Annotated in this window: 12 protein-coding genes; 6 read left to right on the top strand and 6 right to left on the bottom strand. The window is 34.2% G+C overall.

The window, feature by feature from the left end:
* Window positions 1–72 precede the first annotated feature (72 nt).
* From EKM02_RS15060 to EKM02_RS11440, 5 genes are all read right to left on the bottom strand, one after another.
* Entirely contained in the window at window positions 73–363 is a 291-nt protein-coding gene (locus EKM02_RS15060) for a Gfo/Idh/MocA family protein (RefSeq protein ID WP_234423187.1), read from the bottom strand.
* Window positions 364–435: 72 nt separating this feature from the next.
* A complete protein-coding gene (locus EKM02_RS11455) occupies window positions 436–1761 on the bottom strand; it encodes a sugar MFS transporter (protein ID WP_126455261.1) in 1326 nt (441 codons plus the stop codon).
* Between the two features lie 21 nt (window positions 1762–1782).
* Window positions 1783–2709, bottom strand: a complete 927-nt coding sequence (locus EKM02_RS11450; protein WP_126455259.1) for an NAD-dependent epimerase/dehydratase family protein — start codon at window positions 2707–2709, stop codon at window positions 1783–1785.
* A 36-nt stretch (window positions 2710–2745) separates the two neighbouring features.
* Window positions 2746–3621, bottom strand: a complete 876-nt coding sequence (locus EKM02_RS11445) for a sugar phosphate nucleotidyltransferase (RefSeq protein WP_126455257.1) — start codon at window positions 3619–3621, stop codon at window positions 2746–2748.
* A 2-nt stretch (window positions 3622–3623) separates the two neighbouring features.
* Window positions 3624–4724 carry a galactokinase family protein gene (locus tag EKM02_RS11440; RefSeq protein WP_126455255.1) on the bottom strand — a complete coding sequence of 367 codons (1101 nt, stop codon included), beginning with the start codon at window positions 4722–4724 and terminating at the stop codon, window positions 3624–3626.
* Window positions 4725–5035: 311 nt separating this feature from the next.
* On the opposite strand from EKM02_RS11440, the gene EKM02_RS11435 reads away from it, so the two are divergent.
* Complete coding sequence (locus EKM02_RS11435; RefSeq protein ID WP_126455253.1) at window positions 5036–6076, top strand: LacI family DNA-binding transcriptional regulator; 1041 nt, start codon at window positions 5036–5038, stop codon at window positions 6074–6076.
* A 6-nt stretch (window positions 6077–6082) separates the two neighbouring features.
* On the opposite strand, the gene EKM02_RS11430 is transcribed toward EKM02_RS11435, so the two are convergent.
* Window positions 6083–6733 (bottom strand): sugar-binding protein, encoded by a 651-nt coding sequence (locus EKM02_RS11430; protein ID WP_234423186.1) that lies wholly within the window; start codon window positions 6731–6733, stop codon window positions 6083–6085.
* Window positions 6734–7465: 732 nt separating this feature from the next.
* Between EKM02_RS11430 and EKM02_RS11425 the strand changes: the two genes are divergently transcribed.
* The 5 genes from EKM02_RS11425 (at window position 7466) to EKM02_RS15305 (ending at window position 15778) form a co-directional block, all read left to right on the top strand.
* Complete coding sequence (locus tag EKM02_RS11425) at window positions 7466–10480, top strand: SusC/RagA family TonB-linked outer membrane protein (RefSeq protein ID WP_234423185.1); 3015 nt, start codon at window positions 7466–7468, stop codon at window positions 10478–10480.
* A 12-nt stretch (window positions 10481–10492) separates the two neighbouring features.
* Entirely contained in the window at window positions 10493–12190 is a 1698-nt protein-coding gene (locus EKM02_RS11420; protein ID WP_126455249.1) for a RagB/SusD family nutrient uptake outer membrane protein, read from the top strand.
* Window positions 12191–12288: 98 nt separating this feature from the next.
* Entirely contained in the window at window positions 12289–13629 is a 1341-nt protein-coding gene (locus tag EKM02_RS11415) for a DUF3472 domain-containing protein (protein ID WP_231507352.1), read from the top strand.
* Between the two features lie 101 nt (window positions 13630–13730).
* The gene (locus EKM02_RS11410; RefSeq protein ID WP_126455247.1) at window positions 13731–15110 is read left to right on the top strand and encodes a Gfo/Idh/MocA family protein; all 1380 of its coding nucleotides are present in this window, start codon (window positions 13731–13733) and stop codon (window positions 15108–15110) included.
* 479 nt (window positions 15111–15589) lie between these two features.
* Complete coding sequence (locus tag EKM02_RS15305) at window positions 15590–15778, top strand: SOS response-associated peptidase family protein (RefSeq protein WP_126455301.1); 189 nt, start codon at window positions 15590–15592, stop codon at window positions 15776–15778.
* Window positions 15779–16016: the final 238 nt, after the last annotated feature.

The following is a 16016-nucleotide window of genomic DNA, read 5'->3' as shown; positions in this document are numbered from 1 at the left end:
TAATGGTATTTTCATTTCTTCAAAGACATTATTTACAAGTAAATATTCTTCATACGTTGATTCCATTGTTTTCTAAATACAACAAATTTTGCCTGATGCAACAACTTTTAGAGCATAATAGCAATGAGAATCTGGCGGAGTTGCTATACATAAGGAGTCGATTTCAGGATCATTTATTAAATCATCCACATCTCCATAAAACTTAAGAACACTGTACTTAATTGCATAATCTTCGGCTTTTGAAATATTGCGCTGCATGACTGCATGTAACTCAAAACATTCTACTTTTTGATAGGCAGGACCGCTTCTAAGTTCTGTTACATTTCCGCATCCAATAATCCCCCATTTATACTTTTTTCTCAAACATATTGACAAACTGTTATCCTAATATTCTCAATATTTATTCAAAATATATTGCCTCATCAAAATGTTTTTTTATTTATTATTTCTTGACCAGCTTTTATAATTATGCCCCCAGATAGCAAAAAATAGAATAATGGAATAACAGGGGATTAAAATCCAATAACTACTTGTTGCTGCTGTTGCCAAAGCATCTGATTCATTTATTCCTTTAGCAATAAGCTCTTGTTTATTGGCATCAACCATTCTACCATATAATGGTGGAATAATTGCTCCACCAGAAATCGCCATAATTAATAAGGCTGACGCTGTCTTAGTGAATTTTCCTAATCCATCTAAAGTTAAAGGCCATATTGCTGGCCAAACCAGTGCATTGGCAATGCCTAATGATGCCACAAATAAAATAGACGTAAAGCCGGTGGTTAATAATATACAAACACTGAAAATGAGGCCTAATGCAGCACTAATTATAAGTGCCGTTCCTTGTTTTAAATATTTGGGTATTAAAAAAACTCCTAGAGCATAGGTACACACCATTGCTAATAAGGTTAAAGTTGTAAAGAACTTGGCGTCTGCAGCTGGGAAACCTAACGAAATACCATAGGCTATTATAGTATCTCCAGCTATAACTTCTGCCCCTATATAGACAAATAATGTTAAAACACCCAACCATAAATGAGGAAACTGAAAGATACTTTTTTTTGTTTCAGATCCTTCTTTTATCTCATTCACTTCAGCTGCTTCAACGTGAGGCAGAGGTGCTTTTCTAATTAATAATCCTAAAATTAATAATACTGTAGCCATTATTAAGTAAGGCATAAAAACACTGTCTGCCATAGTATCTAATAACACTGCTTTTTCTTCAATCGACGCGCTTCCTAATTTTTGTTTGACTTCATCTATTCCTGATAATAATAATGTGCCAAAAATCAAAGATCCTATTGCACCGGCTGTCTTATTGGCTATTCCCATAATGGCAATACGTTTGGCACCACTATCGATAGGTCCCAAAATTGTAATATACGGGTTCGCAGCTGTTTGTAATAAAGTCATCCCGACACCTTGAATAAAAATACCTGTTAAAAACACCCAGTAAGTTCTTGCCTCAGCCGCTGGAATAAATACTAAAGCGCCAATCGCCATTATTATTAATCCTAAAGACATTCCTTTTTTGTAACCTATCTTATTCAAAATATATGAAGCTGGTAAAGCCATTACTACAAATGAAATATAGGATGCCGATGCTACCAAATAGGATTGAGCATCGGTTAATTCATTGATAGTTTTCATAAATGGAATTAGTGCACCATTAATCCAGGTCACAAAACCAAATATGAAAAATAAGCCTGCTATAATTAGTATTGGGACTAAATTGTTTTTTGATTTAATACTATTACTCATATCTGTGAATTTTTAATTCTATTAGTTAATTAACGATGCTTTATGGTAAAATTCAATAGTCTCTTTCAAGGCATGATCTATAGAATACTGTGGTTTAAATCCTAGTTGAGTGAATTTTGAAGGATTTGCTTTTGAATGTTTAATATCTCCTGATCTTTCATCCAGAAATTTTATTTTTGATTTGGAGTTGGTTATTTCAATGATTTTTTCCGCTAATTCTAATATTGACGTGTTATGGCCTAGAGCCACATTATAGGTTTCATTCCCTTTTTGAGATGCCAAAATATTTGCTCTTACCACATCTTTTACATAAATAAAATCTCTAGTTTGTAAGCCATCTCCAAAAATGGTTATCGGTTTGTTTTGAAGTGCATTATTTATGAAAATTGGTACCGCTGCTGCATAGGCTGATTTTAAATTTTGTCTAGGACCAAAAACATTGAAATAACGTAATGAAGCAGTAGGAAGACCCCATTGATCTTGATACATTTTCAGATAAAACTCACCATCTAATTTTGTAACAGCATACGGAGTCATCGGTTCCGGAGTCATTGTTTCTATTTTAGGCAATATGGGATTGTCTCCATAATTAGCCGCAGATGAAGAAAGTACTACTTTGCAATTTACATTCTTCTTTGCGGCCTCCAAAATATTTATTGTCCCCAATGTATTGATTTCAATACATTCGTTTATATTTAAAAGGGATTCCGGGACGCTTACCAAAGCCGCTAAGTGAAATATACCATTAGCACCTTGCACTAGTTCTTCCACAAGATTTTTATCCCTGATATCTCCTTTTTCAAATTGAACATTCAGCCCATTAATATTTTTTTCGAATCCCGTTCTTAAACTGTCCAAAACAATTACATGATGTCCTTTAGCGGATAAATATTCAGCAATGTGACTTCCTATAAATCCTGCGCCACCTGTTATTATATACTTCTTCATTTTTTTTAAATATTAGGAGTTATCCTTTCCGAATTATTAGTCATTCCAATTTAATACAGGATACTGTTTTTTTAGATAGGCCTTTACTTCAGCTATGTCTTCTTTTGCCGTTAAATCCGGTACGTGTTCAGAAAAAGGGATGCCAAATGTGGTATTTGGGTGTTCTTTTAATGCGTTTAAAAGTACGGTAGGTAATTCCTTTTCGTCTCTTTCAGGATGAACGGGACAGTTTTTTAGATAAGGATAGATAAGATCTCCTTTAAATTTAAAAGCATTCATGCTCACTCTTAACTTTCCCTCGGAATCTTTGTAACTCTCTAAATTAGCTGCAGTTGGTTTTTCAAGAATATCAAATAATTGATTGTCATGGTCGAGTTTGGCAATGGCAAATCGAGAAATTCGTTCCGATGGAAATTCCATCGCATCTCTATTATAACTTATAAAAGCATTAGGACTATCTGTTTCTCTAAGCGCATAAAGTGCATCGACTGAATACAAGTTGTCGCTGTTGCAAACCGAGTAATCCAATGAATTCAGTTCCGGATATTGTTCTACAGCTTGAAATAATGCATCTGCAGTACCTAATGGTTTGGCTCTTCCTTCCGGAATATATTGAATAGCAAAAGAGATAGTTAAACCATGAAAATCATTGTATTTGTTTTCACTTCCGTAAAATTCTTTAAATAGATCACCCCGCTCACCAATAACAATATAGATATTTTTATACCCTGCTTTTTTCGCATTCAATAAAAGATAATCCAATAATGGTCTTCCATTTGGGCCAACACCAATTAATCCTTTACTTCTTTCATTCGCTTGCGCAATTTCTTCGTCACTCAAATTATCAACTGTAACTTGTTTTTTCATTCTGGAAGAAGCGCCGCCAGCCAAAATAATTAGATTGTCATGCATAATTAATTCTTTAAAATTTTAATGTTTTCTAGTATTCTCGCGCCAGGATCAACGGTTACCGTATAGGCTTCTATTGCCCCTGCAGTCAGTATTGCTGCCACTACTGGAGCTTCATTTCCCGGTTCAGCCAGTACTACAATACTACCGCCTCCACCTGAACCAACTATTTTTGCCCCATACGCCCCAGCTTTCAATGCAGCATTAATCATGGCATCAATTTTTGGCACAGTTATTTTTAATAAATCTCTTAAAACAGCGTGATGTTGATTCATTAAAGCACCAATCTTCTTTAAATCTGGAGTTGGTTTTTCAAATTCTTTTAAAGCCTCTTTTGTATAATGGTAATTCTTGATGGCAGCTTCAAAATAAGTAATCAATCGGTCTGGTAAATAATTATAGTATTTATCTAAATCTTCTATTTCGGATGTATTTAAATCAAAATCTTTAAAATTTTGTTTTATAATGTCAATTGCAATCAAGGCATTTCCTTTTAATTCTCCTATCAAACCAATGGTTTCTTTAGGTACCCCGGAAACACCGGTTATTAATCCTTTTAGTTCTGTTCCAATAATGGTATAAGAAAAAGGATCTTTGGTATTGATGTGTACAATATTGCCCACTCCGATGCTGTAATGATCCATCATTCCGCCTGGTTCTCCGTGCTCTAAAACTTCAGAAGCATACCCCATTTTTGCAATAAATTCCGGAGTAACTTCGGCATCAACTCCAAAAGCGGTAACCAAAAAATGAATCCAAGCCATTAATAAAGCCGATGAACTTGAGGTTCCGGAATTGATAGGAATATCTCCTTTTATGGTAATATCGTATCCTACAGTTGGAATACAACCTTGTCTTCTCAAAACTCTTAAGGAAGAGGCAAAATAATCTCGAGGTGCTAATTCTGAAAAAATACCGTGAATATCAATGACCCTAACTTCATTAATATCCGCCATGTTTAGTCTGAAAACTGAAGTGTCATTTTGAACTGCAGTTAATTTTATATTTAGATTGATTGCACATGCAATGACGGGCAAACCTAAATAGTCTTGATGATCTCCAAAGAGACACGTTCGTCCAGGAGCTAATGATATAATTTTTTTCACTTTTTAGAGATGTTAAAAACGCTGTATTAATAGTGTTTAATGCTAATTTTATTTATAATTCTAACTGTTTATTTAGTTTTACTTTACGAAACTATAGATTAAATTCTAATAAAACAAGTAAAAAACAATAAATGTGCTCGAACACACTTATTTCGTGTTGTCGAGCACATTTTTAAATTGTATGAAAAAATACGATCATAAAAAGATTATTACTAACAATGAAAGAATGTCAAACGTATAATTAGGTACTCATTCGTTAATTCAGTCTTACAAAAAAAAATAAAACCAAAGTTTTTATATATTTGCTCATTATGGATAAAAAGTATACAATAAAGGATATTGCTAAATTAGCCGGTGTTTCGAAAGGAACTGTTGACAGAGTTTTGCACAAAAGAGGTAAAGTCTCACCAGCTGCTTTGGACAAAGTCAACGAAGTTTTAAAAGTAATTGACTACGAGCCAAACCTTATTGCTAGGAATTTAAAGAATAATAAAATTTATCGCATTTGTATTGTTCTTCCTGATCCCAAAATTGATACTTATTGGCATCCTTGCCTGAGTGGTATTGATGATGCGGTGAAAGAATTCAAAGCCTATAATTTGATTATTGAAACCTTTTACTTTAATCCCGAAAAAAAGAAATCCTTTTTAAAAACGAATAAAGAGGTATTGGAATTATCTCCGGATGCTGTTTTGCTAACGCCTTTATTCCATAAAGAAACTGTAGATGTTATCGAAGAATACAATTCGTTAAACATCATTGTAAATACTTTTAATAACCAAGTCGAGTCCAGTTTTGTAAAAAGTTTCGTTGGTCAGGATTTATTTAGAAGTGGACGAGTGGCAGCAAAATTAATAGATTCGATTACCGGTACCGGTCAAATTGCCATTGTTCATATTGATGAAACCTACAAAAATGCAATTCACATGCAGGAAAAGGAAAAAGGTTTTAGAAATTATTTTGATGAGAAAGAAAATTCTCCATACACGATTATCACTTTAAAATTAAAAAATCCAAATGTTGAGCTTAGTTGCAATACTTTCCTGAATGAAAATCCAGAGGTTACAGGAATTTTTGTTACTACTTCTAAATCGTATCAAATTGCTAAGGTAATTAGTGAATTTAAAGGTAAAAAAATTAGAGTGGTCGGTTATGATTTGATTGATGAAAATGTTACTTATTTGAATCAAGGCGTCATCGATTTTATGATTCATCAAAACCAGAAAAGACAGGCATATCTCGGAATAACCTCTTTGGTGGAACATTTTCTCTTTCAGAATGAAATTCCAAAAATGATTTTTTTGCCGATTGATATTGTGAATGCGGAAAATGCGGAGTATTATATTGAATAAAAAAAATTATTCTTTTAAAATAAAAACTCCGAAGGAAGATGCAATGTGGAAATTGGGAGTTTCCGTATTTGGGTTTACCCAAGTAATCCAATTAGGTTCATAACATTCATTTTGGGCTTTACTATATTTAGCCCTAAAAACACCGGTTTCAATAATGTTGTTTTTTATTAAATTAAGACTTTTCAAAGATTCGATACTAATTGATCCCTCAACCATAAAAGTATTAGCTTGTACAGATGATTTAACTACTAAATCATTTTTGGGCCAGTTCCAACTGAAATCGAAATTCTTATTAGGATACGCAATAAAATCCATTATTCGCCCAGAAGTGTCGATCTCTAAACAATAATAAGGATTCAGTCCATTATCAGTTCTGAAAAAGAGTTCAACTCTATCAGAAACTCCAATACTTTCAAAACTTTCATCTTGCTTTTCTATGTGGATTTCAGTATCTAAAACTGTAAAATTAAAAAATAATTTGTCTCGATTCCAAAGTGCTTTAAATGTAGTTTCAGTTACTTTTTTGGTATTCCACGGGGAACAAAAATCAGTTAAAATCTGGGCTTCAGTCCACGCTATGTCATCGCCTTTTCCGGAGACAGTCAGATCTTTGTTTTCAATTAAATGGACATTATATTCTTTCATTTCTGGAATCATTTTATGTGGTATTTAATATTTCTGTAAAACTGTGTTTGAACAGAATCTCTCGAAATATAGTTAAAAGAAATTTCAATGAATCTATTTATTCTTTTTTTAGCCTAATTATAAGTCTTACATTCATCTCTTAGCTGTTAAATTTAAAATTAAGTGATGGTAAATTGAGATTAAATGGTCAATTTATAGTGCGTAACTATTGTTGAAGTTTTAATTTTTAGTTTAAAAAATTCCGAATTTCTTATTATTTAATGAGTATGTCCTTTTTTACTTGAAATAAATGATATGAAACCCCACAGGATTTTATAATTGAAAAACTAGAATTTTAGTACTAAAAAAACGTTTCGAGTATTTTTTGTGTGCTCGACAACACGAATAATATGTGTTCGAGCACATTATTTGTGTTTTTCCTTGTTTAATAAAAATATAATCTCTAGTTTCGTCATGTATTAAAAAATAATCAATCTTTTATTAGGTCAAAATTTAATGTTTTTGAAGATTATATCAAAGGCTGTATTTAGAAATATGCATAAAAAAAGAGGGTGGATTTAGACAAAAATTAGCTCAGTTAAGAAATTATAAATCAAATTTTTTAGAGTTCATTTTTGTCCATCAAAAAAACATACAAACAACACTTAATACTGAATAAACCAACAAACAATTATTAACTAAAACCATTTCAAGAGTATGAAATTATTAACCCAAAAAAAACCAAGGGGCTTAAGGATTAAAAGTATGACACACAAAGAAATTAAACTAACAATTCTTTCTTTTCTAGCTTTAACTTTTCAAGTTTCTACTGCTTCGACCATAAAGACAATCGCTTTATCCGAAACTAATGTATTATTAGTTCAGAAAGTTGTAAAAGGAAAAGTTACCGATGAAAGTGGAGCACCTCTTCCTGGAGCTAATGTGCTTATCAAAGGTACTACTATTGGTGTTCAAACTGATGCTGATGGTAATTTTGCTATTGATGTAGTAGGAAATAATAATACTTTAGTTGTTTCATTTATTGGAATGGAAGAACAAGAAATTGCTATTGGCAATGACCCATTAACTATTGTTTTAAAAGAAACCGGACAAAAATTAAATGAAGTCGTTATTGTTGGCTATAGTACGATTAAAAAAGAAAGTTTGACGGGTTCCTTACAAACAATTACCAATAAGAAGCTTACAGATGCTACAACTCCCTCTGTTGAAAATTTATTAGCAGGGAAAGCTACTGGAGTTTATGTAAATTCTGGATCTGGACAGCCTGGTGAAGCTGGTAAAATAATTATTAGAGGTAAAACAACTGTAAACGGAAGTACAGATCCTCTATGGGTTGTTGATGGAGTTATTGTAGGAAGTAGTGCCGGGAGCATTAATCCCATGGATATTGAAACTATGACGATTCTAAAAGATGCAGCCTCTACTGCTGTATACGGTTCTCAAGGGGCTAACGGAGTTATTGTGGTTACAACAAAAAGTGGAAAATCAGGCAAAGCAACTATTAATTTCTCGACGAAGATGGCTGCTACCACATTAAACACGGGTAATTTCAGCTTAATGAATGGAAATGAATTATATGACTTGTACGATTCTTTTTCGAACAAACAGGACTTTTCAACGGCATGGTGGTGGACTCCGGAACTGAGAAATAAAAACTTTGATTGGTGGGATAATGCCACAAGAACAGGTTTAGCAACCGATCATAACCTCTCTATAAGTGGTGGTAATGAGGATTTCAAAAGCTATGTTTCTCTGGGGGTGTATGATGAGACAGCAGCCATAAGAGGCTATGACTACAAACGGTATAATGCACTATTGAAATTTAGTTATAAAGTGAATAATTGGTTAACCATACGCCCACAGATAAACGCAACCCGCAGAGATGTTTTAAATAAACAACATTCAGTTGGTGCAATGTATGGTAATATGCCTTGGGATAACCCGTATTTAGCAGATGGAACTTTGGTAGGAAATCAACCAAATCCGACTTGGGTAAACACCACCGGATCAAACTATTTGTATGATTTACAATGGAATTACAGCGAGTCTGAAGCCTATGATATTCGAAGTAATTTTGATTTTGACATAAAACTTACGGATTGGCTGACTTTTGCCTCTGTAAACAGTTATATCTTTTCAAATTCAAATTCTACCTCCTATTCAGATCCACGTTCTTCAAGAGGATTAGCAGTAAAAGGAAGAATTGAGGATTACATGAGTTCGTATAATAGAGCCTATACCAATCAATTGTTCAAATTCAAAAAATCATTTGGAAAACATGATTTTAATGCCATCGCCGGCTATGAATGGAATGAATTTAATTCTAAAAATACAGTAGGAATTGCAACTGGATTTGCTCCGGGGTTTGTAGTGAGTGATGTGGCCTCGATTCCTGAAAGAGTGAGAGGAAGCAAAGCGCAATGGGCCGTACAATCATTATTATCGAATGTAAATTATACCTATGATAATAAGTACTTAGCACAAGTTTCGCTTAGACGTGACGGAGCTTCAAATTTTGGGGTTAATTCACAATACGGGAATTTTTACTCTGTAAGTGGTGGATGGAATATTCATAAAGAAGCTTTTTTTAAAGCGGATTATATCACAAATTTAAAACTTAGAGCCAGTTATGGATCAGTAGGAAACAGACCAAACAGTCTTTATCCACACTATGCCCTGTATTCATTAACGACAGGGTACAATGAAAATCCAGGAGCCATAATTTCTCAAATTGCGAATCCTGATTTAAGTTGGGAAAAAACATATACGGCCGGTGTGGGTTTAGATATTTCGTTTTTAAGACGATTCAACCTGACTTTGGATTATTATGATAAAGATACTTCGGGTTTATTGTACCAAGTTCCTTTGCCAGGAGTTATTGGAGTGACTAGTATTTGGAAAAACGTAGGAGCAGTAAGCAATAAAGGTTTTGAAGCGGCACTTAATGTTGAAATTATTAATAATGAAGATTGGAGATGGGCTGTAGATGCTAATATTGGTGTGAATAAAAACAAAGTAACGAGTCTTTATGGCGAAAGACAACAAATCATCGTGAGAGATGGATCTGGTATTTCCGGTTCAGCTAATAAATTATTGACTCCCGGAAAGGATGTAGATACGTGGTACCTTACAGAATGGGCTGGTGTAGATCCAGAGAGCGGAAGACCACAATGGTTTGAAACCAATGCAGCAGGAGAACGCGTTAAAACCTTCAGTTATAGTGCCGCTTCAAAAACACCAATTGCTATGGGAGCGTATACGCCTTCATTTTTTGGTGGATTTTCAACGAATTTAAATTATAAGAGTTTTGATCTTGCTGCCATATTTACCTATTCAGTAGGAGGCGAAATTTATAATTATGCCAGAGCTGAATTTGATTCAGATGGAGCCTATACAGATCGCAACCAAATGAATCTTCACAGCGGATGGAGCCGATGGGAAAAACCAGGTGATATTGCTACGCATCCTCAAGCCAGTTATAACAATCAAAGTAACTCAAATAAAGCTTCGTCTCGTTTCTTAGAAACTGGAACCTATCTAAAAATGAGAAGCCTTTCTTTAGGATATAATCTAAATGTGGAGCGTTTTAATATTTCGAATCTTAGATTATTTGTAGCTGCAGAAAACTTATTTACAATTTCTCACTTCTCTGGAGTTGATCCTGAGATACCACCTAGTAATGGTCAAATAACAGGAGTTGCCACCTCAGTATATCCTCAGACACGCAAATTTGTATTAGGTCTTAATCTTACTCTTTAAAAAAAATAAATCATGAAAAAGATATTTATATTATTCATTACAATTAGTTTTTTATACTCTTGTGAACTGGAGAGAGAACCTTTTAATGCTTACACCGAGGACAAAATCCTTGCAGATAAGGAAGCGGCTGTCGAAGTACTTTTGAATGGGTGTTACGCACAACTTAAAGGTTGGTCAGATGTTATGCACAGAGTAGGGGAATATCCCGGAGATAATATCATGATAAGAGGAACTTCTACGGATGCTTTCTATTCCTTTATTTCGTACCAGCACATACCGGATAATGGAAGATTATCTGTTTTTTGGAACAACAGTTATAAAATTATTTCACAATCAAGTGACTTAATCAAAATTATTTCAGAAGGTGAAAATGCGCAAATTGACCAACAATTAGGAGAAGCCTACTACTTAAGAGGAATGATTTACTTCTATTTGTCTCGTACCTACGGTAGACCTTATGCACAATCCCCTGACTCTAATTTGGGAGTACCCATTGTAAACGGAATGCCTGCCGATATTGATAATTTACGTCTCCCAGACAGATCCACAATTAAAGACAGCTACCAACAAGCCATTAATGATTTGAAAAAAGCAGAAACGCTAATGACCGTAAAACGTAGTGCGACTTATGCAACCAGAGAGGCAGCGCAAGCAATGCTATCCAGAGTATACTTATACATGAGCGGAACGTACCAAAGTCCAAATCAAGAATATGCTACTCTTGCCATAGAATATGCTACAAAAGTAATTGCAAGTGGAAATTACAATTTACTTAGTAGAGCGGATTTTATGAAATACAATACCTTTGCTCCTGATGCTGCCGGACAAACGGAAACCATTTTTGCTGTTAAACGTGTGGCTTCAGAGTTCTCCGGATTCGATCACTATTATGGAATTGGCGGCATGTACGCCAATATTCAAGGACAAGGTTGGGGCGAAATGTATGCCAGTGCTAAATATTTAGATTTACTGCGCAAGTCTGGTCAAAAGAATGATGCTCGTTGGGCATTTATTAAACCACAATACGCACTGGATGCATCAGACAATAAAACAGAAGCCTTCCGTTTTGTCCATGATTCGTATAATACCAGCTCAGTACAAACAGGGTATAACTATTTGCAACAACCGCTTAAGCGTAATGCTGACGGTACATTTTACATTAATATTGGGACAGATAAATACGATCTAACTGTAGTTAATGCTGCTGAAAATAGTTATTCGATTGACTATAAAGGAAAAACATATGTTGGTGAAAAAGATTTTATGATGTTATTGAACCGTGTATATCCAATGTATTATATCACTAAATGTTCTTTACAGGATAACGATTCGCATCTTCATTCGCCAATCATTTCAAGACTATCTGAAATGTATTTGAATATGGCAGAAGCGTATGCAAAAAAAGGGGATTATCAAAATGCACGTATTAACCTAAATATAGTAAGAGAAAGATCAATTCCTGGTGCTGGATATACTTCATTAACGAGTGCCAATGCTATTCAATTTATTGATGAAGAACGTCAATTAGAATTAGCTTTCGAAGCACATAGAGGGTATGATGTATATAGAAACGGACAAACAATGACCCGTCATTATCCGGGACCACATCGTGCCATGGAAGATATTCCTGCATCCAGTTTGCGTGTGATACAGTACATTCCTCAATCAGAAATAAATGCTTATCCTGGAACGCTGACCCAAAATCAATAATAAAAGGTTAGAATGAGGTTGTAAAAACGTCCATTTGGTTAAGAATAAAAGGGGTCAGAAAAGGGAAATACCGAACATAAAAAGTATAAAAATTATAGATGAAAAAAAAATTCTTTACAAACCTATTAGTAATCTTAGTATTGATTCCACTTACTTCTTGTAGCGGTAATGAAAAAAATGATACTATTGTTGGGGATGATTCTAAAATGATATCCGAAATTTCTCTGCCTCTTGGTGGAAATGCTTTTAGTTCAACTCCCTTTGCGGAAGTTGAAACCATTACAAAAAATGGAATCGAGTATTGGACCAATTCAGAAGAATATTTTACTGCTTACTTTCGAATTTCTGAGCCGGGAGTGTTCGAATTTTCAATAAATAAGGATTCATTGGTAGTTCTGGGAAAAGCAACTTTAGAATTCACCATTAACGACGAATCCAAAAGTATTGAATTCAACGACACCAAAAAAAATTCTTACCCAATAGGACGTTGGGAAATTACGGAACCGGGTTATGTTGCTTTAAAAATAAAAGGGATCAGCAAGAATAAAAGTCATTTCCCTTCTATTTCAAGAGTAACAATTAACAGCTCGATTGCGAAAGATAAAATTGCATTTGTTCAAAATGACGAAGCTAGTTTTTATCATTGGGGAAGAAGAGGTCCTTCTGTACATCTAAATTATCAAGTACCTGAAAAAGTAAATGCCGAATGGTATTACAACGAAGTTACTGTACCAAAAGGACAAGATATTATAGGGTCTTATTATATGGCAAATGGGTTTGCAGAAGGATATTTTGGTATACAGGTTAACTCGGATAAAGAGCGTAGAGTATTGTTCTCCGTTTGGAGTCCATTTGTAACGGATGATCCAGCAACCATTCCAGATTCCAAAAAAATTAAACTTCTTAATAAAGGAGAAAACGTAACGACGGGTGAATTTGGAAATGAGGGTTCCGGCGGACAAAGTTATTTGAAATACAATTGGATCGCAGGGAACACCTATAAGTTTTTACTTCGTGGAATTCCTCAAAATGATAATTCAACGACCTATACCGCTTACTTTTTTGCACCCGAATTAAATAAATGGCAATTAATCGCCAGTTTTAACCGTCCCGAAACCAATACTTATCTAAAACGATTTCATTCGTTTTTAGAAAATTTTTCTCCGGAACAAGGAAATAAATCTCGAGAAGTCTTGTTCAATAATCAATGGTATTGTGATGCTACCGGAAATTGGACAGAGATTAACTCCGCAAAATTCACAACAGACAACACGGGTACTAAAGGGTACCGTATGGATTATTCAGGTGGTTTGCTAAATAACGAATCATTCTATTTGAAAAACGGAGGCTTTTTTAATAATTTTACCAAAGCTCAAAGTGTTTTTACAAGACCGTTACATCAGAAGAAACCTGTTATTGATTTTAGTAAATTACCATAGATTACTCACGGTTTAAGCTAACACAACAAATAGTAAAATAGTGCAGAATGGGTAATCTACAGTTTGATTATCTTCCTTTTTTTTAATAAATAAATTAAATTATGAAAACTAGTATTTTTAAATTGCTACTTATTTCCTTTCTTTTTCTAGGATGGGCCAATGTATCGGCTCAAATGATTAAAACTCCGGCTCCAAAACGAGATAAAGGACAAACCGATGTCTTGCGTCTTGCAACAGCTCCCATTCCTAATGTGCGTATTGCGTTCATAGGTTTAGGCATGCGTGGTCCAGGTGCAGTAGAACGTATGACACATATTCCTGGCGTTGAAATTGTGGCTTTATGTGATATGACACAAGAAAACACTTCTAAAGCAAATGAAATTCTTACTAAAGCGGGGCTTCCAAAAGCGAAAGAATTTTTTGGAGATGAAAATGCTTGGAGAAAAGTAACTGCTCTTCCTAATGTAGATCTTGTATATGTAGCAACAGATTGGAAAAACCATGCGAAAATTGGCGTTCAAGCCATGAAAGATGGTAAAAATGTAGCAATTGAAGTTCCTGGAGCAATGACTATGGAAGAAATTTGGGACTTGATTAATACTTCTGAAAAAACACGTAAACATTGCATGCAATTGGAGAATTGTGTATATGATTTCTTTGAATTGACAACATTAAACATGGCGCAACAAGGATTGTTTGGAGAAATTCTGCATGCCGAGGGATCTTATATCCACGGACTTCAACCTTTCTGGGGTGAGTATTGGAACAACTGGCGTATGGATTATAATAGAAAACACCGTGGCGATATTTATGCAACGCATGGAATGGGACCGGCTTGTCAAGCATTGAACATTCACCGCGGAGATAAAATGAACTATTTGGTTTCTATGGATACTAAAGCCGTTGGTAATCCTGCGTATATTAAAGAAAAATCAGGAATAGAAGTAACGGACTTTAGAAATGGGGATCACACAATGACTATGATTCGTACCGAAAAAGGAAAAACAATCCAAATTCAACATGATGTAACTTCACCACGCCCTTACAGCCGTATGTACCAACTTAGCGGAACAAAAGGGTTTGCTAATAAATACCCTGTTGAAGGATATGCTTTGGATTCAAAAGCGATAGGTTCAGATATTGCACCAAATCATGAAAACTTGAGTGCACACAAGTTTGTTCCTGAAGACGTGAAAAAAGCATTAATGGAAAAATACAAGCATCCTATTGTAAAAGAAATTGAAGAGCAAGCAAAAAAAGTAGGCGGTCACGGTGGAATGGATTTCATCATGGATTACCGCTTGATTTATTGTTTACAAAATGGACTTCCATTGGATATGGACGTTTATGACTTGGCTGAATGGTCTTGTCTTGGACCACTAACGGAAATTTCCTTGGATAACAGTTCTGCACCAGTTGAGATTCCTGATTTCACTCGTGGGGGTTGGCAAAAATTGAAAGGTTTAGAGTTTTCTAAATAAAAATTAATTTTAAAATCATTCAAAAAGAGGATTATGACATAAAGTAGTTTATAAAGTTGATTATTAAGTGACATTATAAATGAATGCAGAATACGATTTGGGTGGTGGATTGAGATAATAATAACAATAGTTTCAAAGGATACTATTCAGTAATGGGTGTAAATTTAAAATAAAGGGGTTTAACTTTTTAATTAAAGTTGAATCCCTTTACTTTTAATAGTTAAACAATTAAAATACTAAAACATACTTAATGCATATCATCAAACTGTCAGATGAATTGGTCCGTAAAAATATAGCATTTGCCGCAGATCATAACCCATTACAATTGAGGATTAATATCATCACGGTCCAAAAATGAAGAAATTTAAAAATTCACCTTTAACACCAAAATAGAAACGGTCAACGAAAAACCTCCCTTTAAAATTCAGTTGATATAAGATGTTTGGGTGTTAATGGGTATTACAAATAGTAATGGCTGAATACTAAAGGTAAAGCATAAAAAACATGAATTAAGTTTGCCCAACGAAGTACTTCTTGTCTTTGCAGGATTATATTCCAATTGGGTAAATAAAGAAACCGGAGAAATAAAAAACATATACACCATACTAACCACCGAAGTCAATACACTTTTGTCTGTAATACACAATCGTAAAAAAAGAATGTTTTAAACCGTAATAATGAATCCAGATAGTTGAATTATGAGCTAATAGAGTACTTTGCATTTCTCTATTAGGCAAATTTAATCGCTGTTAAATGATGAAGGCATCATTGACAACATTACTGGAAAACATACCAGATTTTTAATTCTACTATAGGTTCTTCATCGCGTGCAATCCTTTAGTTTTGTCTATGCAATAAATTTGTAATTTTAAATCAACAACCCAACCGATTAAGTGAACCTACGCG

The sequence above is a fragment of the Flavobacterium sp. RSP49 genome (assembly GCF_003968735.1).
Taxonomy (GTDB): Bacteria; Bacteroidota; Bacteroidia; order Flavobacteriales; family Flavobacteriaceae; genus Flavobacterium.
Note: the sequence above shows the minus strand (reverse complement) of the source record. Positions and strands in the feature narration are given on the sequence as shown.